22 protein-coding genes and 1 pseudogene are annotated in these 21,141 nt (G+C 73.1%); 9 read left to right on the top strand and 14 right to left on the bottom strand.

Annotated features, from left to right (window positions below; genetic code table 11):
• Positions 1-74 precede the first annotated feature (74 nt).
• The 4 genes from efeO to IE308_RS35250 all read left to right on the top strand — a co-directional run bounded on the left by efeO (position 75) and on the right by IE308_RS35250 (position 4,465).
• A complete protein-coding gene (gene efeO, locus IE308_RS35265) occupies positions 75-1,217 on the top strand; it encodes an iron uptake system protein EfeO (RefSeq protein WP_110627826.1) in 1,143 nt (380 codons plus the stop codon).
• 20 nt (positions 1,218-1,237) lie between these two features.
• The gene (gene efeB / locus IE308_RS35260; protein ID WP_190221004.1) at positions 1,238-2,524 is read left to right on the top strand and encodes an iron uptake transporter deferrochelatase/peroxidase subunit; all 1,287 of its coding nucleotides are present in this window, start codon (positions 1,238-1,240) and stop codon (positions 2,522-2,524) included.
• Between the two features lie 4 nt (positions 2,525-2,528).
• Positions 2,529-3,386 (top strand): iron uptake transporter permease EfeU, encoded by an 858-nt coding sequence (gene efeU / locus IE308_RS35255; RefSeq protein WP_229909370.1) that lies wholly within the window; start codon positions 2,529-2,531, stop codon positions 3,384-3,386.
• Positions 3,387-3,460: 74 nt separating this feature from the next.
• Complete coding sequence (locus tag IE308_RS35250) at positions 3,461-4,465, top strand: SCO2278 family lipoprotein (RefSeq protein ID WP_110627828.1); 1,005 nt, start codon at positions 3,461-3,463, stop codon at positions 4,463-4,465.
• Between the two features lie 15 nt (positions 4,466-4,480).
• On the opposite strand, the gene IE308_RS35245 is transcribed toward IE308_RS35250, so the two are convergent.
• The 6 genes from IE308_RS35245 to IE308_RS35220 all read right to left on the bottom strand — a co-directional run bounded on the left by IE308_RS35245 (position 4,481) and on the right by IE308_RS35220 (position 10,198).
• Entirely contained in the window at positions 4,481-5,218 is a 738-nt protein-coding gene (locus tag IE308_RS35245; protein ID WP_110627829.1) for a bifunctional DNA primase/polymerase, read from the bottom strand.
• A 190-nt stretch (positions 5,219-5,408) separates the two neighbouring features.
• A complete protein-coding gene (locus IE308_RS35240; protein WP_190221003.1) occupies positions 5,409-6,047 on the bottom strand; it encodes a TetR/AcrR family transcriptional regulator in 639 nt (212 codons plus the stop codon).
• A gap of 46 nt (positions 6,048-6,093) precedes the next feature.
• The gene (locus IE308_RS35235; RefSeq protein WP_190221002.1) at positions 6,094-6,513 is read right to left on the bottom strand and encodes a hypothetical protein; all 420 of its coding nucleotides are present in this window, start codon (positions 6,511-6,513) and stop codon (positions 6,094-6,096) included.
• 99 nt (positions 6,514-6,612) lie between these two features.
• Positions 6,613-7,605, bottom strand: coding sequence for a small ribosomal subunit Rsm22 family protein (locus tag IE308_RS35230; protein WP_190221001.1), 993 nt, complete (start codon positions 7,603-7,605; stop codon positions 6,613-6,615).
• 107 nt (positions 7,606-7,712) lie between these two features.
• Positions 7,713-8,852 (bottom strand): serine hydrolase domain-containing protein, encoded by a 1,140-nt coding sequence (locus IE308_RS35225; RefSeq protein ID WP_229909388.1) that lies wholly within the window; start codon positions 8,850-8,852, stop codon positions 7,713-7,715.
• Positions 8,849-10,198 (bottom strand): multidrug effflux MFS transporter, encoded by a 1,350-nt coding sequence (locus IE308_RS35220; RefSeq protein ID WP_190221000.1) that lies wholly within the window; start codon positions 10,196-10,198, stop codon positions 8,849-8,851. The genes IE308_RS35225 and IE308_RS35220 overlap by 4 nt, the downstream gene beginning before the upstream one ends.
• Positions 10,199-10,283: 85 nt before the next feature.
• Here IE308_RS35220 and IE308_RS35215 point away from each other — a divergent pair, with 85 nt between their 5' ends.
• Positions 10,284-11,336 (top strand): Gfo/Idh/MocA family protein, encoded by a 1,053-nt coding sequence (locus IE308_RS35215; RefSeq protein ID WP_190220999.1) that lies wholly within the window; start codon positions 10,284-10,286, stop codon positions 11,334-11,336.
• 73 nt (positions 11,337-11,409) lie between these two features.
• Entirely contained in the window at positions 11,410-12,189 is a 780-nt protein-coding gene (locus IE308_RS35210; RefSeq protein ID WP_190220998.1) for an SDR family oxidoreductase, read from the top strand.
• Positions 12,190-12,441: 252 nt separating this feature from the next.
• Here IE308_RS35210 and IE308_RS35205 read toward each other — a convergent pair.
• Positions 12,442-12,609 (bottom strand): annotated as a pseudogene (locus IE308_RS35205) (nuclear transport factor 2 family protein); the annotation flags it as partial.
• Positions 12,610-12,769: 160 nt separating this feature from the next.
• Here IE308_RS35205 and IE308_RS35200 point away from each other — a divergent pair.
• The 3 genes from IE308_RS35200 to IE308_RS35190 all read left to right on the top strand — a co-directional run bounded on the left by IE308_RS35200 (position 12,770) and on the right by IE308_RS35190 (position 15,226).
• Positions 12,770-13,327, top strand: coding sequence for a DoxX family membrane protein (locus tag IE308_RS35200; protein ID WP_110627836.1), 558 nt, complete (start codon positions 12,770-12,772; stop codon positions 13,325-13,327).
• Between the two features lie 68 nt (positions 13,328-13,395).
• Entirely contained in the window at positions 13,396-13,803 is a 408-nt protein-coding gene (locus IE308_RS35195) for a MazG-like family protein (RefSeq protein WP_229909369.1), read from the top strand.
• Between the two features lie 133 nt (positions 13,804-13,936).
• Complete coding sequence (locus IE308_RS35190; RefSeq protein ID WP_190220997.1) at positions 13,937-15,226, top strand: flavin-containing monooxygenase; 1,290 nt, start codon at positions 13,937-13,939, stop codon at positions 15,224-15,226.
• A gap of 72 nt (positions 15,227-15,298) precedes the next feature.
• Here IE308_RS35190 and IE308_RS35185 read toward each other — a convergent pair whose 3' ends face one another.
• From IE308_RS35185 to IE308_RS37530, 7 genes are all read right to left on the bottom strand, one after another.
• Positions 15,299-16,552 (bottom strand): tryptophan dimethylallyltransferase family protein, encoded by a 1,254-nt coding sequence (locus tag IE308_RS35185; protein WP_268256500.1) that lies wholly within the window; start codon positions 16,550-16,552, stop codon positions 15,299-15,301.
• 121 nt (positions 16,553-16,673) lie between these two features.
• Entirely contained in the window at positions 16,674-18,026 is a 1,353-nt protein-coding gene (locus tag IE308_RS35180) for a cytochrome P450 (RefSeq protein ID WP_190220996.1), read from the bottom strand.
• Between the two features lie 82 nt (positions 18,027-18,108).
• Complete coding sequence (locus IE308_RS35175; RefSeq protein WP_229909367.1) at positions 18,109-18,822, bottom strand: GTP-binding protein; 714 nt, start codon at positions 18,820-18,822, stop codon at positions 18,109-18,111.
• The gene (locus tag IE308_RS35170; RefSeq protein WP_110627840.1) at positions 18,797-19,174 is read right to left on the bottom strand and encodes a DUF742 domain-containing protein; all 378 of its coding nucleotides are present in this window, start codon (positions 19,172-19,174) and stop codon (positions 18,797-18,799) included. The genes IE308_RS35175 and IE308_RS35170 overlap by 26 nt, the downstream gene beginning before the upstream one ends.
• Positions 19,171-19,572 (bottom strand): roadblock/LC7 domain-containing protein, encoded by a 402-nt coding sequence (locus tag IE308_RS35165; protein WP_110627841.1) that lies wholly within the window; start codon positions 19,570-19,572, stop codon positions 19,171-19,173. Before IE308_RS35165 ends, IE308_RS35170 begins: the two co-directional genes overlap by 4 nt.
• Entirely contained in the window at positions 19,569-20,777 is a 1,209-nt protein-coding gene (locus IE308_RS35160; RefSeq protein ID WP_110627842.1) for a sensor histidine kinase, read from the bottom strand. The genes IE308_RS35165 and IE308_RS35160 overlap by 4 nt, the downstream gene beginning before the upstream one ends.
• 297 nt (positions 20,778-21,074) lie before the next feature.
• Positions 21,075-21,141: adenosylhomocysteinase (locus IE308_RS37530; protein WP_190221139.1), on the bottom strand; the 67-nt coding region annotated here is incomplete at its 5' end.

Raw genomic sequence — 21,141 nt, 5'->3', positions numbered from 1 at the left:
GATAAGTTAGGCGAGCCTCACCAATCCCTGTGAGGCCCGTCACGACGTTTTTCAGCCATCCGCCAGGAGCCCGCATGCGAGCCGCCAGACTGTCCGTCGTCACCGCCGTAGCCACCGCCGCGGCTCTGACCGCCGTCACCGGCTGCACGGAGAAGAGCAGCGCCGAGGGCGACGACCGCGTCATCGAGGTGACGGCCACGGACACCGCGTGCGAGACCTCCAAGAAGGAGATCTCCGCGGGCCACGTCGAGCTGGCCATCGAGAACAAGGGCTCCAAGGTCACCGAGGTCTACGTCCTCTTCCCGGACGACCGGGTGGTCACCGAGCGCGAGAACATCGGCCCCGGCACCAAGCAGAAGGTCACCGCCGAGGTGAAGGCCGGCGACTACAAGATCGCCTGCAAGCCCGGCATGAAGGGCGCCGGCATCCGCCAGGCCCTGAAGGTCACCGGCGCCGGCGCCGCCGCCCAGCGCGACCCGCGCCTGGACAAGGCCGTCGCCGCCTACCGGGCGTACGCGCAGGCGCAGGCGGACGAGACGCTGCCCAAGGTCGAGACGTTCGTGAAGGCGGTCAAGGCCGGCGACGTCGCCGCCGCCAAGAAGGCCTACGCCCCCTCCCGCATCGGCTGGGAGCGCACCGAGCCGGTCGCCGAGTCCTTCGGCGACATCGACCCCAAGGTCGACGTCCGCGAGGACGGCCTGGAGCCCGGCCAGAAGTGGACCGGCTGGCACCGGCTGGAGAAGGCCCTGTGGAAGGACGGCAAGATCGGCACCGCCGAGAAGGCCCTCGCCGACCAGCTGATCACCGACCTCAAGGACTGGCAGAGCCGGGTCGGCAAGGCCGAGATCACCCCCACCTCCATGGCCAACGGCGCCAAGGAGCTGCTCGACGAGGTCGCCACCGGCAAGGTCACCGGCGAGGAGGAGCGCTACTCGCACACCGACCTGGTCGACTTCAAGGCCAACGTCGAGGGCGCCCAGCAGTCCTACGACCTGCTGAAGCCGGTCGCGCAGGAGAACGACAAGGCGCTCACCGCCGAGCTGGACAAGCAGTTCGCCGCGCTGAACACGCTGCTCGACGACTACCGCGCGGACAAGAACTCCTACGACTTCACCTCCTACGACAAGGTGGCCGACGCCGACCGCAAGAAGCTCTCCGACGCGGTGAACGCGCTCGCCGAGCCGCTGTCCAAGCTCGCCGCCGCCGTAGCGAAGTAAGGGAAGCAAGGGACGCACCCATGACCGACCCCCAGGACGCCACCGAGGGCACCGAGACGGCCCGCGCCACGGCCGCCGCGCCCAGCCGGCGCGCGCTGATCGGCTGGGGCGGGGCCGGCCTCGCGCTCGGCGCCGCCGCGGCCGGCGGTGCCGTCGCCATGACCCGCACCGGCAACGACGTCGACCCGGCCGCCGCCGAGGTGGGCGGCGCCGTGGAGTTCCACGGCGCCCACCAGGCGGGCATCGCCACGCCCGTGCAGGACCGGCTGCACTTCGCCGCGTTCGACGTGGACACCGACGACCGCGCCGCGTTCGTGCAGCTGCTGAAGGACTGGACCGAGGCGGCCCGGCGGATGACCGCGGGCAGGGCGGTCGGCGAGGGCGCCTACGGCGGACTGGCCGAGGCGCCGCCGGACGACACCGGCGAGGCGCTGGGGCTCAAGCCGTCCCGGCTGACGCTGACGATCGGCTTCGGCCCGTCCCTCTTCGAGAAGTTCGGCCTGAAGGACAAGCGGCCGGCCGCCCTGGTCGACCTGCCGCAGTTCCCCGGCGACAACCTCGACAAGAACCGCAGCGGCGGCGACCTGTGCATCCAGGCCTGCGCCGACGACCCGCAGGTCGCGGTGCACGCCGTGCGCAACCTCGCCCGCATCGGCTTCGGCAAGGTCTCCATCCGCTGGTCCCAGCTCGGCTTCGGCAAGACCTCCTCCACCACGCCGGACGCGCAGACCCCGCGCAACCTGATGGGCTTCAAGGACGGCACCCGCAACATCGCGGGCACCGAGACCGACCGGCTCGCCAAGTTCGTGTGGGTCGGCGAGAAGGACGGGCCCACCTGGATGACCGGCGGCTCGTATCTCGTCGCCCGCCGCATCCGGATGCACATCGAGACCTGGGACCGCACCTCGCTGCAGGAGCAGGAGGACGTCTTCGGCCGGGACAAGGGCGAGGGCGCGCCCGTCGGCAAGGCCAAGGAGCGCGACGAGCCGTTCCTGAAGGCGATGAAGCCCGACGCGCACGTCCGGCTCGCGCACCCCGACTCCAACAACGGGGCGACGATCCTGCGCCGCGGCTACAGCTTCACCGACGGCACGGACGGACTGGGCCGGCTCGACGCGGGGCTGTTCTTCCTCGCCTACCAGCGGGACGTCCGCAAGGGCTTCATCCCCATCCAGCGCAACCTGGCGCGCATGGACGCGCTGAACGAGTACATCCAGCACGTGGGTTCGGCCGTCTTCGCCGTCCCGCCGGGCGTCCGGGACTCCGGCGACTGGTGGGGGCGGACGCTGTTCTCCGAGGAGGCGTAGGGCCGTGTTCTCCAACTACCTGATCGGTTTGCGGGAGGGCCTGGAGGCCTCGCTCGTCGTCTGCATCCTCATCGCCTACCTGGTCAAGACGGGCCGCCGGGACGCCATCCGCCCGATCTGGGTGGGCATCGGCATCGCGGTGGCGATCGCCCTCGCCTTCGGCTGCGCGCTGGAGTTCGGCTCGCAGGAGCTGACGTTCGAGGCGCAGGAGGCGCTCGGCGGGTCGCTGTCGATCGTCGCGGTCGGCCTGGTGACGTGGATGGTGTTCTGGATGCGGCGCACCGCCCGGCACCTGAAGTCCGAGCTGCACGGCAAGCTGGACGCGGCCCTGCAGATGGGCACGGCCGCGCTGGTGGCGACCGCGTTCCTCGCGGTGGGCCGGGAGGGGCTGGAGACCGCCCTGTTTGTGTGGGCGTCGGTGCACGCGGCCTCCGACGGCACGCCGCGCCCGCTGATCGGCGTGGCGCTCGGCCTGGCCACGGCCGTTCTCCTGGGCTGGCTGTTCTACCGGGGCGCGCTGAAGATCAACCTGGCGAAGTTCTTCACGTGGACCGGCGGCATGCTGGTCGTCGTCGCGGCGGGCGTGCTGGCGTACGGCTTCCACGACCTGCAGGAGGCCGACTGGGTGCCGGGCCTGACGAACCAGGCCTTCGACATCAGCGACACCATCCCGCCGGACAGCTGGTACGGCACCCTGCTCAAGGGCGTCTTCAACTTCCAGCCCGACCCGACGGTCCTGCAGGTCACGGTCTGGCTGCTGTACCTGGTGCCGACGCTGGCGCTGTTCCTGTCCCCGCTGGGCTTCGGCTCGGGCCCCCAGAAGCCCGCCCAACCCTCCCCCGCGGTACGGGAGAAGGCCTGACGGGGACCCGGCGTCGGCGGCTCCTCGCCTCCCGGTAGGGTTCGCCTCCGGGAAGGGGAAGGTGAAGGAGCCCGATGACCAGGGAACGCAGCCGGCGCTGGCTTCGTAGGCGTGAGCGGAACGCACTCATGGCGGCGGCGGTGGTGACCGCCCTGTCGCTGACGGCCGGCGGGTGCGTGGTGGTGCACGGCGAGCGCGAGGTGCTGCCTGCGGCGACGCCCGCCGAGGCGGCCAAGGCGCTGGAGCAGTTCACGAGCGCGTACAACCGGGCCGACAAGGCCTACGACAACTCCCTGGACGCCGACTACACCACCGGCCCGCTGGGCGACATCGACGCGGCCCGGCTGACGGCGGGGCACGCCAACAACCCGGGCGGCAACCCCGAGCACGCGCCGCTGGAACTGTCGGACGCGAAGTACACCATCCCCAAGAAGGCCGGCTGGCCGCGCTGGTTCGTCGCCGACACCAAGTCGAACAAGAGCACCTCGGCCCGCTGGCTGCTGGTGTTCCTGCGGCACGACCTCGACGAGCCGTGGCAGGTGGCGTATCTGACGCTGGTCGAGCCGTCCGACGTACCGCGGTTCAAGAAGGACGCCGACGGGTTCGCCGAGGCCGTCCCCGCCGACTCGCCGGACCTCGCCGCCGCGCCCGAGGACCTGAGCAAGGGCTACACCGACTACCTGCGCAGCGGCGGCACGTCCTTCGCGGACGGCACCCACACCAGCGTGTGGCGCGCTCAGCGGGAGAAGAACGCGAAGAAGCCGGGCTTGGTCACCCAGTACATCGACGAGGCGGCGACGGCCGGCGACTACGCGCCGCTGGCGCTGCGCACCGCGGACGGCGGCGCGCTGGTGTTCTTCGCCAGCCGCCACTACCGCAAGCAGACCGCGGCGGCGGGCGCGACCGTCCCCACCCCGAACGAGGCCGTGCTGGCGCTGACCAAGGGTGAGATCAAGCAGTCGCTGCTGATGGAGTTCGTCTCCAACGAGGTGGCCCTGGACCCGAAGAAGGGCTCGGGACAGGGGCAGGTGGACGTGCTGGGCCGGGTGCAGGGCCTCACGTCGGCGCAGGGCAGCTGAGCGGGCCGCCGGATCTCAGTGGCGCAGGGGCCAGGCCGCGTTCGCGTGGTCGGGCTCCTCGCCGACGTACCGCGCGCAGGCGTCGGTGAGGACCTCCAGCAGGGTCAGCGGGTCGGGCAGCGGATGCTCGGGGCCGCGTACCCAGTGCACGGCCTGTCCGTCGTCGCCGGGGAGCCGGGCGGGCGGGACGAGGACGTAGGAGCCCCGGCAGTGCCAGCGCAGGCCGGGATGCTCGTCCATGGTCTCCGGATGGCAGTCCAGCTCGCACGGCCACCACTCGTCCTCGTCCTCGGGGGTGCCGCGGGTGAGGGTGAAGAACAGCATGCGGCCGTCGTCGCTCTCGGCGACCGGCCCGACGTCGATCCCGGCGGCGAGCAGACGCTCCAGCGCCTCGCGTCCGGCCTCCAGCGGGACGTCGAGGACGTCGTGGACCATGCCGGTGGCGGTGATGAAGTTGGCCAGCGGCTGGTGGCGGGCCCAGCGCTCGATCTGGCCGCGGTCGGTGGTGGACTGCGTCTGCCAGGCGAACGACACCGGGTGCCGGGCCGGGGTGGGACAGCCGACGCGGTCGCAGGAGCAGCGGTAGCCGGGCGCCGGGTGGGCGGCGGGCGCGAGCGGCAGTCCGGCCTTGGCGGCGGCGAGCAGCAGGGCCTCACGGCCGCCGTCACCGGCAGCCTCCTTCGGCCCGCCTCCGCGCAGCCACTGGGTGAGTTTGCCCCGCAGGCCGGTCCGGCCACCGAACTCCTGGCTCATCTATCCCCTCGCCTCGCTGTCGTGCGGAACAGCATGCCCTATGGTCGCACCTTCCGGGCCATCGGGGGTCCGGAGTGCTCAATTCCGGGCAGGTGGGACGAGACGCCCCCTAGGGGGTGCCTCGCCGATCATGCCGGGCTCCCGGTGTCTGGCACCGCTCGCTGATCCGGCCTGATCGGCGAGGCACCCCCTAGACGCGCGGGGCGAGGCCGTACAGGGCGTAGTCGACGAGGGTGTCCGTGTAGTCGTAGGAGATCGGGCCGGTGTGCTGGAGCCAGCGCTGGGCGAGGGGTGAGACGAACAGCTCCAGCGCGATGCGCGGATCGACCTCGGGGCGGACCTGCCCGGCGTCCTGCGCGGCGCGCAGCCGGTCGACGTAGAGCTGGAGCTGCGGTTCGAGGAGCTTGGCCACGAACTCCCGGCCGACCTGCTCGTTGACCAGTCCCTCGGCGGCGAGCGCGCGGGCGGGGGTCTCGAAGCGGGGGTCGAGCAGCTCGTCGACGGTGGCGCGGAGCACGCCCTTGAGATCGGCGGCGAGGTCACCGGTGTCGGGGAGGGCGTACGGCTCCCCGGGCTGCGCCCCGGCCTGCTCGGCGGCCTGCGCGGAGAGGTCGAGGAAGGCCTCCAGCAGGACGTCCGCCTTGGAGGGCCACCACCGGTAGATGGTCTGCTTGCCGACCCCGGCCCGGGCGGCGATGCCCTCGACGGTGGTCTTCGGATACCCCACCTCGGCGACGAGCGCGAGGGCGGCGTCGTAGATCGCCTGCCGGGACCGCTGGCTGCGGCGAGTGGCGTCCGGGGCCTGCTTGCGGGGCTGCGGGTCGGGCATGTCCCGAACATACCAGCCCCACAAGACGCGTCGTCTCGCGAGGACGTCAGGTGATGTCCCGCCGGCTGCCCGGCCCCAGCGCGCCGTCCGTGACGTCGCCGCCCGTGGCCACGCCGCCCCGGGCCGAGCGGACGTCGGCGTCCGGGGCGGGCGCGGTGGCCGCGGGGGGTGTCGCCGCGCCGGAGACCTTCGCGTCCCTGCCGAGTGCCGAGCCCGTCACATGGCCGCCGACGGCGATGCCGTCCCGGCCGGCCCGTACGGTCCGCCCGCTCCCGCCGCCGCCCGCCAGGGCGAGGACCGACACCAGCAGCGCCGCCGCGCTGAGGACGGTGCCGGTCACGGTGGCGACCTGCCCGGCCGTGTCCATGTCCACCAGCACCATGACGAGGACCAGCCCGACCGTCACCACCCCGGCCGCCACCGCCGTCACCCACACCCACACCTGAGCCGCACCCACCGGCGCCATCGCCCACCGCCCCTCGTCGCTGTCGTGTGCAGGGCGACGGTAGCGGTCCGGGCGGGCCGTGGACGCGGGATGCGGCGAGAGGCCCACGGCGGCACCGGGTCAGTCGGCCGCCGGCCAGCCGTCCCCCCACTCCGCGTCCCGGGCCGCCTTGTACAGATCCCCGTGCCGCTTCGTCACCGTCACCCGGTCCAGCCGTTCCGCCGGCTCGCACAGGTCCAACAGGACCTGGCCCTTGCGGATCTGGGGCTTGCGGATGATGCGGGTCGGGGCCGGGGTGGCCGGGAAGCGGGTCGCGGCGACGTAGGCGAACTTCTCGTCCTCGTAGGGCAGGGAGCCGCCCTTCACCTGGCGGTGCAGGGAGGACCGGCTGACGCGCGCCGAGAAGTGGCACCAGTCCGTGCCGGGGGCGATCGGGCAGGCCGCGCTGTGCGGGCAGGGGGCGGCCACCTGGAAGCCGGCCGCGATCAGGCGGTCGCGGGCCTCCAGGACGCGGGTGTAGCCGTCGGGGGTGCCGGGTTCGACGATCACGACGGCCTGCGCGGCGGTCGCGGCGGCGTCGACGAGGGCGGCCCGGTCGGCGGCGGTGAGTTCGTTGAGGACGTAGGAGACGGTCACCAGGTCCGTGGGGGCCAGGGTGAGCGCCGTGCCGATGCGCGAGCGCTGCCAGCGGGCGTCCCGCAGGGCCGGGTTGGCCGCGGCGATCTCCCGGCCGAGGGCGAGCGCGGGCTCGGCCCAGTCGAGGACGGTGGTGGGCCGGGTGCCGTCCCAGACCGCGGTGACCGCCCAGGTCGCGGCGCCCGTGCCGCCGCCCACGTCCACGTGCCCGGAGGGCGTCCACTCCGGCGCGGCGCCGGCGAGCGCCGCCAGCGCCGAGCGCACCGCCTCGAAGGTCGCCGGCATCCGGTAGGCGGCGTACGCGGCGACGTCCGCCCGGTCACGCAGGATCGGCGCGTCGGTCGGGGTGGCCCCCCGGTAGTGGCCGATCAGCCGCTCCACGGCCTGCGCGGCCTGCCGGGGCGGCAGGCCGTCGAGCAGGCCGGAGAGCGCGGTGCGCAGGGTGTCGGCGGGCGAGGAGGACACGGGGACGTTCACCGGACGATTCTCTCAGGCGGTCCGACCCTGGTTTCATCAGGCGGTCAGACCCTGGTTTCATCAGCCGGTCACAGCCTCGCTCCCGCAGGCCGTCCCCTCCGGGTCCCTCAGGCCGCACCCACCCCCCGCACCGCCCGCGCCAGTCGCGTCGCCGCCGCTGCCCTGGGGCCGCTGTCGGGGGTGCGGCGGCGTGGGTGGACCGTGTTGGCGAGCAGGACGAGGAAGGTGTCCGTCGCCGGGTCCAGGACCAGCGACGTGCCCGTGAAGCCCGTGTGGCCCGCCGCGCCCCGGCCTGCCAGGTCGCCCATGAACCAGCGCTGGTCCACGGCGAAGCCCAGGCCCGGCGGGGTGAGCAGCAGCTCCACGAAGTCGGGGCCGAGGATGCGGGCCGGGCCGTAGGAGCCGCCCGCGAGCAGGGTCCGGCAGAACACCGCCAGGTCCCACGCGGTGGAGAACAGGCCCGCGTGCCCGGCGACCCCGCCGAGCGCCCAGGCGTTCTCGTCGTGCACCTCGCCGCGCAGCATGCCCCGGTCGGCCTTGGCCCAGGGCCTGCGCTGGTCCTCGGTGGCGGCCGCGCCGGGGCACGGCCCGAAGCGGGTGGCGGTCATGCCGAGGGGGCGGGTGATGCCGTCGTGGACCAGCACGTCCAGGGGGCGGCCGGTGAGGCGCTCCAGGAGGTGCTGGAGGAGCAGCAGGTTGAGGTCGGAGTAGAGGTAGGTGCCGGGGGGTGCGGACGGGGCCTCCGCGCGCAGGAGCGCCAGGCGTTCCGCGTCGTCCGCGCAGTCGTACAGGGGCAGCTCCGGCCGCAGCCCGGAGGTGTGGGTGAGCAGCTGCCGTACGGTGACGCCCGCGCCGGCGGCCCCGCGGAACTCCGGCAGGTACGCGCCGACCAGGGCGTCGATGCCGAGCGTGCCCCGCTCGATCTGCTGCACGGCGGCGACCGCGGTGCACAGCTTGGTGAGGGAGGCCAGATCGAAGGGGGTGTCGACGGTCATGGGCACCCGGTCGGCCGGGGGGAGTTCGACGCCGGTGTCGGTGGCGGGGTCGTAGGCGGCGTACCGGACGGCGTGGCCCGCCGCCTCGTGGACCGCCACGACGGGGCCGCGTCCGGCGACGACGACGGCGCCCGCCGCCCAGGGGCGGGGCCCGGTGGTGAGGTCGCGGACCTCGCGCACCAGGTGTCCCAGCTCGTCGGGGTCGAGTCCGGCCCGCTCGGGGGTGTCCCGGCGCAGTCTCGGCGCGCTCAGTGTCCCGCTCCCGCGTTCTCGGCCCCGACGGCGCCCGGGGCGCCCCGGTCCCCGCCGTCCGTACCCGTCCGCCAGGGGCGGCACAGGCCCAGGAAGCAGGCCAGTGCCACCACCCCCGCCGTCAGCTGGACCACGGCCATGGGCACGGCCGTGTGCTCCCCGGCGACGCCGACGAGCGGGGAGGCGATCGCGCCGATGAGGAAGGACGACGTGCCGAGCAGCGCGGACGCCGACCCCGCGGAGTGCCGGGTGCGCAGCAGCGCGAGGGACTGGGTGTTGGGCAGCGTGACGCCCATCGCGGACATCAGCACGAACAGGGCGGCGGCCACGGGGGCGAGGCCCACGTCGCCGAAGGCGCCGGTCGCCATGAGCAGCAGGGCCGTCGCCGCGAGGATCACCACGGCGAGGCCCGCGCCGAGGACCCGGTCCAGGCGGACCCGGCCGACGAGGACCTTGCCGTTGATCTGGCCGACGACGACCAGTCCGACGGAGTTCAGCCCGAAGAGCAGGCTGAAGGTCTGCGGGGAGGCGCCGTAGATCTCCTGGACGACGAAGGGCGAGGCGGAGATGTAGGCGAACAGGGCGGCGAAGGCGAAGCCGCCCGCGAGGAGGTAGCCGGTGAAGGGCAGGTCGGTGAGGAGCCGGCGCATCGAGTGCAGGGCCTCGCCGACGCCGCCGGAGTGCCGGTCCGCGGGCGGCAGCGTCTCCGGCAGCCGGAACCACACCAGCGTGCCGAGCAGCGCCCCCACCACGGTGAGCACGACGAAGACGCCCCGCCAGTCCGTCACCCGCAGGATCTGCCCGCCGATGAGCGGGGCGACGACGGGGGCGACGCCGGAGATGAGCATGAGGGTGGAGAAGAAGCGGGCCATGGCCACACCGTCGTACAGGTCGCGGACGACCGCGCGGGCGATGACGATCCCGGCCGCCCCGGCGAGGCCCTGCGCGAGCCGGAAGGCGACCAGCGTCCCGACGGTCGGGGCGAAGGCGCACAGGGCGGTGGCGAGGACGTACACGGCGAGGCCGGCCAGCAGCGGGCGGCGGCGGCCCCAGCGGTCGCTCATGGGTCCGACGACCAGCTGCCCGAGTGCCATGCCGAGAAGGCAGGCGGTGAGGGTGAGCTGGACGGTGGCGGCGGGGGCCTGCAGGGTGCGGGTCACCTCCGGCAGCGACGGCAGGTACATGTCCATCGCCAGCGGGGGTGTGGCGGTCAGTCCGCCGAGGACGAGGGTGACGAGCAGTCCGGTTCGGCGGTGCGGTCCCGGGGCGGCCGGCCGCGTCCCGGCCGCCGGCTCGGCCCGCCCCCTCCGCGTCGTCTGCGGTCTGTGTGCCCCACCCTCGGGCATGCGGCCCTCCCTCTTCGACAGATGCGGCCCCTATGCTCTCAGCTCGTACAGGCTGCTTGAAGACGCAACAGAGGGTGGGGCGGGTATGACGGCGGACACGGTGCGGTGGGGCGTGCTGGCGACGGGCGGGATCGCCGCCGCGTTCACCGCGGATCTGGTGGATCTGCCGGACGCCGAGGTCGTGGCGGTGGCGTCGCGCAGCGAGGCCTCGGCGAAGACGTTCGCGGACCGCTTCGGCATCCCGCGCGCCTACGGCGACTGGGCCTCCCTCGCGGCGGACGACGACGTCGACGTGGTGTACGTCGCCACCCCGCACGCGGCGCACCGCGCGGCGGCCGGGCTGCTGCTGGAGGCCGGGCGCAACGTGCTGTGCGAGAAGCCGTTCACGCTGAACGTCCGCCAGGCGGAGGAGCTGGTCGCCCTCGCCCGCGAGCACGGCAGCTTCCTGATGGAGGCCATGTGGATGTACTGCCATCCGCTGGTACGGCGGCTGAAGGCGCTCGTGGACGACGGGGCCATCGGCGAGGTGCGCACCGTGCAGGCCGACTTCGGCCTGGCCGGCCCGTTCCCGCCCGCGCACCGGCTGCGCGACCCGCACCAGGGCGGCGGCGCCCTGCTCGACCTGGGGGTCTACCCGGTCTCCTTCGCCCAGCTGCTGCTCGGCGAGCCGGCCGACGTGGCGGCGCGGGCCGTGCTGTCCCCGGAGGGCGTCGACCTGCAGACGGGGGCGCTGCTGTCGTTCGACAGCGGGGCGCTGGCGTCGGTGCACTGCTCGATCGTCGGCGGTACGGGGGTGACGGCGTCGGTGACCGGCTCGCACGGGCGGATCGACGTGCCGGACGGGTTCTTCCACCCGGAGCGGTTCGTGCTGCACCGGGACGGCCGTGACCCCGAGGAGTTCACGGCGGACCCGGCCGACGGGCCGCGCGGCACGTTCCGGCACGAGGCGCGGGAGGTCATGCGGGCGCTGCGGGCCGGGGAGACGGAGTCGCCGCTGGTGCCGCTGGACGGCACGCTGGCGGTGATGCGCACGCTGGACGCGATCCGCGAGCGGGTCGGGGTGCGCTATCCGGGCGAGAACCCGGAGAACCCGGAGAGCCCGGAGGAGGACGGCGCCGGGGCACTGCTCTCCCTCTGAGCCGACGCCGGGGGTGCCCGGATGGCGGAATGCCGGGTTTCACACTGTGGACCTTCGCCTACGCTGCCAGGCCATGAACACCGAGCGAAACCCCGAACGCCCCCCGCGCTCCCGGATCGCGGTGGTGACCGGCGCCGGCTCCGGCATCGGCCGCGCGGTCGCCGTGGAGCTGCTGCGCGCCGGCTGGTCGGTGGCCCTGGCCGGGCGCCGTACCGAGACGCTGGAGGAGACGGCGGCGCTGGTGCCGGAGGGCACCTGTCTCGTCGTACGCACCGATGTGGCGCGGCCCGAGGACGTGGCCGCGCTCTTCGCGGCGACCGTCGAGCGGTTCGGCCGCGTCGACCTGCTCTTCAACAACGCGGGCACGTTCGGGCCGGGCGGGGTGCCGGTGGAGGAGCTGTCCTTCGACGCGTGGCGGCACGTGGTGGACACCAACCTCAACGGGGCGTTCCTGTGCGCGCAGGCGGCCTACCGGCAGATGAAGGAGCAGGATCCGCAGGGCGGCCGGATCATCAACAACGGCTCCATCTCCGCCCACACGCCCCGCCCGCACTCGGCGCCGTACACCGCGACCAAGCACGCGCTGACGGGGCTGACCAAGTCGCTGGCGCTGGACGGGCGGCCGTACCGGATCGCCGTCGGGCAGATCGACATCGGCAACGCGGCGACCGACATGACGGCCCGTATGCAGAAGGGCGTGCTCCAGGCCAACGGGGAGATCGCGCCGGAGCCGGTGATGGACGTGGCCGACGTGGCGCGGACGGTGCGGCACATGGCCGAGCTGCCGCTGGAGGCGAACGTGCAGTTCGCGACGGTGCTCGCGACGACGATGCCGTACGTGGGGCGCGGCTGATCAGGGCGCCTTCCACAACCGCCACGATCTGCACAAGCGGAATGTGAACTTCCGAGGTATTGCGGCCGGTAGAGGACTTATGCTCAACTCTCCTCCACCAGAACTTCACACTTGGAGCACTGGTATTCCGCAAGCCATACCGAGGGGGGGAAGCGGCAGCCGTCCCGCCGTACCGGGTGGGGGTGGACCTCGCGAGGGACCGCGAGGTGCGCACCGGGGGGCGGGACGGCTGCCGGACACCACGGACCGGCGTCAGGCCTGGCCCGTCTCGAAGCGGGAGATACGGCCGTCGTCCTCGACGGTGAAGCGCCGGCGGGTACGCATCTCGCCCCAGGCGTCGTTGCCGTAGCGGGCCGGCAGCGCGCGGCCCCCGTCGGACTCGCTGTCGACCTCCAGATGACCGCGGGTCGTGAAGATCTCTCCGGGCCCGGCCGGGGCCTCTCCCACCCGAACGGCCCTCCGCGCGGGGTGGCCGGCCGCCCCCGGTGCGACGGTGGAGCAGGGGAGGGAGCCACCGGAGGGGACCTGTTCCTGCTGTCGAGCGCGCCGCACGGCCGGCCGTCTGCCTGGGAGAGCCACCATGACCTTGTACGACCGACGTGATCTGGGCCTGCTGCTGCTCCGGCTGGGCACCGGCGGCGTGCTGGCCGCGCACGGCGCGCAGAAGCTGTTCGGCTGGTTCGGCGGCCACGGCATCGAGGGCACGGGCCAGTTCATGGAGTCCGTCGGCTATCGCCCGGGCAAGGTCAGCGCGATGGCCGCGGGCCTGGCGGAGGCGGGCGGCGGCACGCTGCTCGCGCTGGGCCTGGCCACCCCGGCGGCCGGTGCGGCGGCGGCCGGCGCGATGGCGGGCGCGGCCTCCGTGCACGCCCCGAACGGCTTCTTCAACCAGGAGGGCGGATACGAGTACGCCGCCTCCCTCGGCCTGACCGCGGCCGGTCTCGCCGTCACCGGACCCGGCCGGCTCTCCCTGGACCACGCCCTCGGCCACACCGTCGACCGGGGCTGGATGGTGCCGTTCGCCTTCGCGGCGACCGGGCTGGCCACCGCGGTGGCCGTGGGCCTGCGCGTCCAGCGGGTGCGCCGGCAGAAGCAGGGCGAGCAGGAGGCGCTGTTCGAGGAGGACTTGGCGGAGTAGGCCGGGGACGGGCGACCGGGGGCCGGCAGCCGGCCGGCCACTGGACCGCTCGTGGCAGGCTGCCCCGCATGAGTCACGACGACACCGCCAATGCCACCGCCACCACCCCAGCGGCAGCCGACGCCGCAGCCGGTCTGTGGGACACCGTCGACGCCCTGTGGGCCTCGCTGGAGGCACGGCAGCCCATCGGCGGCCGGGAAGGACTGCTGCTGGCCGTGCTGAAGCTGTCGGAGGAGGTCGGCGAGACCGCGCAGGCCGTGATCGGCGCGACCGGGCAGAACCCGCGCAAGGGCACCACGCACAGCTGGGACGACGTGCAGGCCGAGCTGTGCGACGTGGTGTTCACGGCCCTGATCGCGCTGCGTACCCTCACCCCCGACGCCCGCAAGGTCTTCGCCCGGCATCTGGACCGGGTGGCCCGGCGCACCCTGGGGCCGACGGCGCCCCCGCAGCCGGCGCCGCCCGAAGCGTCGTAGCACGCCCCAACTGTCCTTCTCGGGCGTGGCGTACGCCTCAGCCGGTGGCCCCTGGTGCCGGTGTGAGCCGTGAGCGCGTTGGGCAGTCAATGGCCGTGCATAGAGAAACCGTGTTCGAAGTGTGGGGGGCGGCGTGAGCGTGTGCGTGATCGGTGCAGGCCTGTCCGGACTGGCGGCCGCACACGCGCTCAAGGCGAGGGGTGTCGACGTGGTCTGCCTGGAGAAGGCGCCGGACGTCGGCGGCATCTGGCGGCAGCCGGAAGCGGGTGAGCGCGGCCCGGCCTACCGGGCCCTGCATCTCAACAGCGCCCGGCAGCTGACGGGTTACACCGACTTTCCGATGCCGGATTCCCTGCCCCTCTACCCACGGCACAGCGATGTCGCCGCTTACCTGCGGTCGTTCGCCGAGTGGGCGACGCTGCTGGACCGGATCGAGCTGCGCACCAAGGTGTTGACGGTACGTCAGCAAGTGGACGGTTCATGGACCGTGGTCAGCCGGGATGCCGAAGGCGCGCAGCGGACGCGGAGTTTCGAGCACGTGATCGTCGCCTCCGGACACAACACCCGACCGGCCCTGCCCGACCCGCTGCCGCCGGGTGCCGACACCTCTGCCGGAACGATCCTGCACTCGATGGACTACCAGGACGGCGCCGACTTCGCCGGACAGCGCGTGGTCGTCGTAGGGCTCGGCGCCTCCGCGGTGGACATCGCCGCGGACCTGTCGCGGCACGCCGCGCGGACCCTGCTGTCGGTGCGCCGGGGACTGCACATCATCCCCAAGCAGCTCTTCGGCATACCCGTGGACCTGATCGCGGACGCCCCGTGGTTCACCGCGATGTCCTTCCCCGAGCAACGCGCCTGGGTGGAGAAGGCGCTGCTGGTGGCGCGCGGCAGGCTGTCAGACTACGGGCTGCCCGAGCCCGACCACCCCGTCTTCTCCTCGGCCGTGACCATCTCCGACGAGATCCTCAGCCGGATCCGGCACGGCGCGGTCGTCCCCAAGCCCGCGATCGAGGCTTTCGACGGCGGCCGGGTCCTCTTCGCGGACGGGACCGCGGAGGAGGCCGACGCGGTGGTCTACTGCACCGGCTTCCGCATGTCCTTCCCGTTCCTGCCGGCCGGCTGCCCGGCGGGTGACGGCGGCCCGGTCGAGCTGTACCGCCGTGTCGTCGCCCCGGACCGTCCCGGCCTGTACTTCCTCGGCCTGATCCGCCCGCACGGCTCCATCACCCGCCTCGTCGAGGCCCAGGCCCGCTGGGTGGCGCGGCTCGTCGCCGGGGAGGCGTCCCTGCCCTCCGCGGACGTCATGCGCAAGGAGATAGCGGCGTATCTCAGCGGGATCGAGGAGCGGTACGGCAGGACGGAGGGTACGTCGATCCAGGTCGACGTCGGCGCGTATCTGCGGGAGTTGCAGGACGCGTGAGGCCCGGCCGCTGAGGCTCCCGGTCCCACCGGGAGCCGCGCGGCGGCCCAGAACACCGGTTCGGGGCGCGGCTCAGGACACGGGTTCGGGACAGGCGGTGGGCGTGCCCGCGGGCGGCCGGACCGCGTAGGCCTCCGCCGACAGGTAGACGGTCACGCGCGGCGGGCGGCCCTGCTGGTGGGCAAGGCCGAGGTAGGCGACGAGCCCGACGCCGTCCGCCGGGCGGCGGGCGGTGAGGGCCGGCACGGCGGCGAGCAGCGGAACGGGGTCCATGCCGTAGCGGTCCAGGACGGCCTCCGCCCGTGCCAGCGCCTCCTCGTCGTCGCGGGCGTAGTCCCGTACCGGGATGTAGAGGGTGAAGCCGCTCGGCCGGCCGCTCGCGGTCTCGGTGAAGGCGTGGCAGGACTGGCCGGGCCGCCGGTCGAGCCGTACGGCGCCGGTTCCGCCGACCGTGCCGGCACCGAGGTCGGGACCGGTGCCGGTGCCGGTGGCCAGGTGGAAGAACGCGCGGATCTCCGCCTCACCGGGGCCGGGGTCCATCCGGCTCAGCCCGCCCGCCGCACGGGCGGTCAGGTCCTGGTGGGCGAGGTAGACCTTGAGCCGGGGTTCGTCCCAGTCGCCGAGGTCCAGCGCGAAGAACAGATGTCCGTCGGCCGCAGGCAGCGCGTCGAACGCCCGCCGGTGACCGAGCCGCCGCAGGGCCTCCCGCACGGTCGCGGCGGCGCGGCCCGCGCCCCGGGCCGCCGGATTGAGGTAGACCTTCACCTTCGGTACGCCGCCGGGCCGCAGCTCCAGCGCGCACCACAGGGCGAGCGGACCCTCGGGCGCGGGCGGCAGGAAGAGGTCCTCCAGCTCGTCGAGCACGGCGGTGGAGAAGTTCCAGCGCCGAGCCATCTCCCGGACGGCCGCGAGTCCCGCGCGACCGCTGCGAGCCAGGCTGCCTGCGCCGCAGCCCGGTTCCAGCAGCACGCGCAGAGCGGGGGCCGCGCCCGGGGTGAAGGAGAGGGAGTACTCCACCGGGGTGTGGTCGTCGGAGAGGAACGTCGGGGTGACCGGCGGCAGGTCCAGCGGGCGGTCGGCGACCGGGCCCAGCGCCCCGACGAGGGTACGGGCGTAGCCGTCGGCGGCGGCCGGGCCCAGTCCCGCGACGGCGCACAGCCGCCGCAGCTGACCGGCGGTGAGCGAGCCCAGGGTGCCTGGGTTCCCGATGTGGTCTGCGATGCCGGACGTCTCGGGGCCCGCATGAAGATACCCGCCTGCGGGGGCGGGTATCGGGGGGTGCCAGGGGTGCGGTCTGGTAGTGGAGTACGCGGATATGTGGTCCACGACACCCTCCCTTGCCTCGTCAGCAACACGGAACGCCGCGTTCCTGACTACCCCTGTGATTGAACCGTCATGCGATCAAGGGGGGTTGGTGGGTGTTGTGTGAATCACTTGACAGGTCGTCTCACTTGATGAGCCAGTTCAGGAACTGGCTCCACAGGCCGCCGCGTTCGCCCTTGCGGGCGGCGGCCGGGGCCGGGCCGGGGTGCGCGGGCGCCGCCGGACGCGGCTCGGGGGCCGCGCGGCGGACGGACTCCACCGGGGTGAACCGGGCCGGCAGGGTGGTCAGGCCGCGGTTGAAGGGGCCGGGGCGCCAGGCCAGGGTGTCCTCGGGGACGGCGAGTTCGACGTCCGGGAGCCGGTTGAGCAGGTTCTCGACCGCGGTGACGGTGATCTGCCGGGCGGGATCCTTGGAGGGGCAGGCGTGCGGGCCGGCGCTCCACGCGAGGTGGGCGCGGTTGCTGCCGGCTTGCCGGGCAGCGGTGAGCGTGGGGCCCGTGTTGGCGGCGGCGAAGCTCACCAGGACCAGGTCGCCGGCCTGGAGCTTGGTCCCGGCGAACTCCATGTCGGCGGCCGGGTAGTGCGCGGCGAGGTTCTGCATGGGCGGGTTCTCCCACAGCGTGTCGTCGAGCGCCTCGTCGATGAGTCCGCCGCGGTGGGCGTACGCGTCGTGGGTGAGCAGCCGGTGCAGGGTGTTGCCGATGAGGTTCCGCAGCGGTTCGTTGCCGGCCACCATCAGCAGGGCCAGCTGGTGGACCATCTCCTCATCGGTGAGGCGTGCCTGATGGGCCATCAGCCAGGACGTAACGTCCTCGCCGGGCCGGGCCCGCTTCTGCGCGACGAGTTCGCCGAGGGCGCCGAACATCACGCCCATGGCCTTCTCGGCGTTGACACCGTCGAACATCCCGGAGATGCCGAACAGCACCCGGTCGCCGATGTCGGCGGGGCAGCCGAAGAGTTCGTTGAAGACGAACAGCGGCAGCTGCTTGGCGTAGTCGCCGAGCAGGTCGGCCGAGCCGCGGGCGGCGAACTGCTCGATGAGGTAGTCGGAGACCTGCTCGGCGGTGTGGCTGAGGCGGCGCGAGTCGACGCGGGCCATGCTGTCGGTGACGGCCTGACGCAGCCTGAGGTGCTCGGCGCCGTCGGCGAACATGCAGTTCGGCCGGTAGGCGAGCACAGGCGCGACCGGGCTGTCGGCGGGGATGCGACCCTCGTTGAAGTCGCGCCAGCGGCGGGCGTCCTTGCGGAAGGTGCCGGAGTCCTGCAGGAGCTGGAGCGCGGCCTGGTAGTCGGTGACCAGGGTCGCCTCGACGCCGGGGGCGATCTCCACGGGGGCGGTGGGGCCGTAGTGCCGCATGAAGGCGTAGTACGCCTGCGGGTCGGCCGCGAACTCCGGCCCGTACAGCGGCACCCGGCCGCCGGAACCATGGGCCGGGCACCCCGGCGGGGGGACCGGGGCGGGGGTGTGAGCGTCCATGTCTGCTCTCAGTTCTCGGGGGAGCCGGAGGACCGTCGTCCTCGGGTGTCTCTGATCGTCCTGGGGGCCTCTGGGGCGTGTCCTAGCGGACGCGGTCCAGCAGGTAGCGGACCAGGGTGGTCAGGGCGGCGGCCGACGACTTCTCGTCGCGGGCGTCGCAGGTGACGACGGGGGTGTCGTCGAGCAGGTCCAGGGCCTCGCGCAGGGCGGCCTCGTCGCGCAGCGGGGCGCCGTCGAAGTGGTTGACGGCGATGGCGTAGTCGAGGCTGTACTGCTCGATCAGGTCGATGACCTGGAAGGAGTCCGCGAGCCGCTCGGGGTCGACGAGGACCAGCGCGCCGAGCGCGCCGCGGGCCATGTCCTCCCACATCTGCACGAACCGCTGCTGGCCGGGCGTGCCGAAGAGGTAGAGGACGACCCGGTCGCTGATGGTGAGGCGGCCGAAGTCCATGGCGACCGTGGTGGTGGTCTTGCCCGTGACGCCCTTGAGGTCGTCGATCTCCTCGCCGGCCCGGGTCATGGTCTCTTCGGTGGACAGCGGCTCGATCTCGGAGATCGTGCCGATGAAGGTGGTCTTGCCCACCGCGAAGTGTCCGACGACGAGGATCTTGACGGCGGTCTGGGTGGCGCCGCCGCGGACGTAGGCCTGCGCGCCGAGCCGGGGCGAGGTGCCCGGCCCGGCGTGCGGAGCGGGCGGATCCCCGGCGGTGTCCGGCTCGACCGCATGCGGTGGCTCGACCGCGTGCGGCGGCTCGACCGCGTGTGGCGGCTCAACCGAATTTGGCGCGAAGGCCATTCAGTACCTCCTCCAGGATCTCCCGGTCGGCGAGGGGGGCGCGGGCGACGGGCGGGCGGGTGATGAGGTAGCCGCCCTCGGTGAGCGCGGCGAGGAGGATCTTCACCACGCCCAGCGGCAGCCGGGTGTGCCCCGCGATCTCGGCGACCGACAGGTAGCCGGCGGAGCAGATGTCCAGCAGCCGCTGTTCCTCGGGGGACAGCCGGGTGGGCCGCCGCGGTCCCTCGGGTGCCGCCGTGACGAGCGTGATCAGGGACAGCTCCGCCTCGTCGGGCAGGCCGCGGCCCTTGGTGATGACGTAGGGCCGTACTAACTCGGCGGCCTCGGGCTCCCACTCCCCCGGCCCGGTCATGAGCGCGCGCCGAGGTTCTCGCGCGGCGGCGCGGCGAGCGCCTTGCCGAGCTGGCCGACCAGCTGCTGCATCCGGAAGGTGATGTCCTGCATGTCGACGTCCGGGCTGGCGGAGACGCCGAGGTAGGCGCCCTCACCGGCGGAGATCAGGAAGACCCAGCCGCCGTCGAACTCCACCAGGGTCTGCCGCCAGGCCTGCCGCGGGTCCTCGCAGAAGAAGCCCAGGGAACGGCTGAGCGACTGCACCCCGCTCATCGCGGCGGCGACCCGGTCGGCGTTGTCCTTGTCGAAGTCCTTGGTACGGGCCATCAGCAGCCCGTCGGCGGAGATCAGGACCGCGTGCAGGGCCCCGGGAATCTCCAGGGCGCTGTCGAGCATCCATGACAGATCGTCGTTCACGAGACCTCATGTCCTTCACTGCTGGCACCGGTGGTGCCGCTCGTCTGGTCCGTGCGGCCCGCGCGGTCGTCGTGCGCGGCCCGCCCGGACTGCGTGCCCCGCTGGAAGGCACCCATGATCGCGGCGGTCTCGGCCCCGGAGCGGGAGCCGGAGCCACGCCCGGCGGTGCCGCCTCCGGTGCCTCCCGCGCCTCCGGCGCTTCCGGGGACGATCGCCATCGGCCGCTTGCGGCGGCGGCGCGGCAGCCCGTCGGCGGTGGTGGCCGCGGTGAGCGACGGCTCGGGTCCGGCAGGGTGGGGTACGGCGGCAGCGGACACGGCAGGGGCCTGCACCTTCTGCTCGGGCATGGCGGTGAGCAGATCGTGCGGCAGCAGGACGACCGCGCGCACGCCTCCGTAGGGGGAGGACGAGTCGACGGACACCTCGAAGCCGAACCGCTCGGCGAGCACACCGATCACGGCGAACCCGAACTGCGGGGGGTTGCCGAGGCCCGACACACCGGACACCCGCTCGCTGGACAGCAACTTCTCGGCCCGCGCCCGCTCCTCGTCGTTCATCCCGACGCCGGCGTCGTCGACGACAATGCAGATGCCCTTGGGCACGGTACGGATGTTGATCTCGACAACGCTGTCCGGGCTCGAGTAGCTGGTGGCGTTGTCGAGCAGCTCGGCGAGGGCGAGCGCGACGGGTTCGACGGCCCGGCTGGTGATCCCGAAGTCGACCTGCGACAGGATCTCCACGCGCCGGTAGTGCCGGATCCGCCCCTGCGCGCTCCTGACCACGTCGTACACGGACGCGGCGTCCCGGTGCCGCCCGAGCCACCCGTCGCACAGCACGGCGATGGACTGCGCCCGCCGCCCGAACTGCGAGTTCGTGTGGTCGATCTCCAGCAGGTCCTGGAGGATCGTCGAGTCGCCGTACTTGGTCTGCAGCCGCGACACGACGAGCTGCTGCTCGGCGGCGAGGCCCTGCAGGGTCCGCATGGCGGACTTCAGCACGGTCTTGGTGGCGTCCTCGGCCTGCTCCTGGGCCGCTGCGACGGACTGCGCGTAGTGGTTCTCCAGATCGGAGTAGTGACTGCGCAGTCCGTCGATCTCGTGCCGCAGGGCCTGCGCCGACTTGCGCTGGCGGACGATGACGGCGATGGCGGCGACGAGGACGACGACAACAGCCCAGAGCACAGGGTTCTGTATGTATTCCGTCATAAGACTCTCTTCAGGCGACTGACGGCAGCTGGGGGAATCCACCACGGGAACGCATGCGTCCGCCCGCGCCGCGAGTGCGGTGATCGTATCACTGGGGGAACATGTGACCGACCGTCAACGAGGCGCGCTGGGCGAAAAGTTGAGTGAACTCTTCCGCCGGCGGGCACGCAAAAAAGGCCCCCGCGCCGGAACCTGTCCGGTGCGGGGGCAGCGAGGGCGGCGAGGGCAACAAGGGGAGTGCCGGCGGGCCGGGGCCGTCAGACCGTGGTGCTCTCGTCGTCGGGTGGGGTGGGCCGGTCAGTAGCGGTAGTGGTCGGGCTTGTACGGGCCGTCGACGTCGACACCGATGTACGCGGCCTGCTCC

It is taken from the genome of Streptomyces griseosporeus, from assembly GCF_014656055.1.
Classification (GTDB): Bacteria; Actinomycetota; Actinomycetes; order Streptomycetales; family Streptomycetaceae; genus Streptomyces; species Streptomyces griseosporeus.
This window is presented reverse-complemented; position numbering and strand designations above follow the sequence as displayed.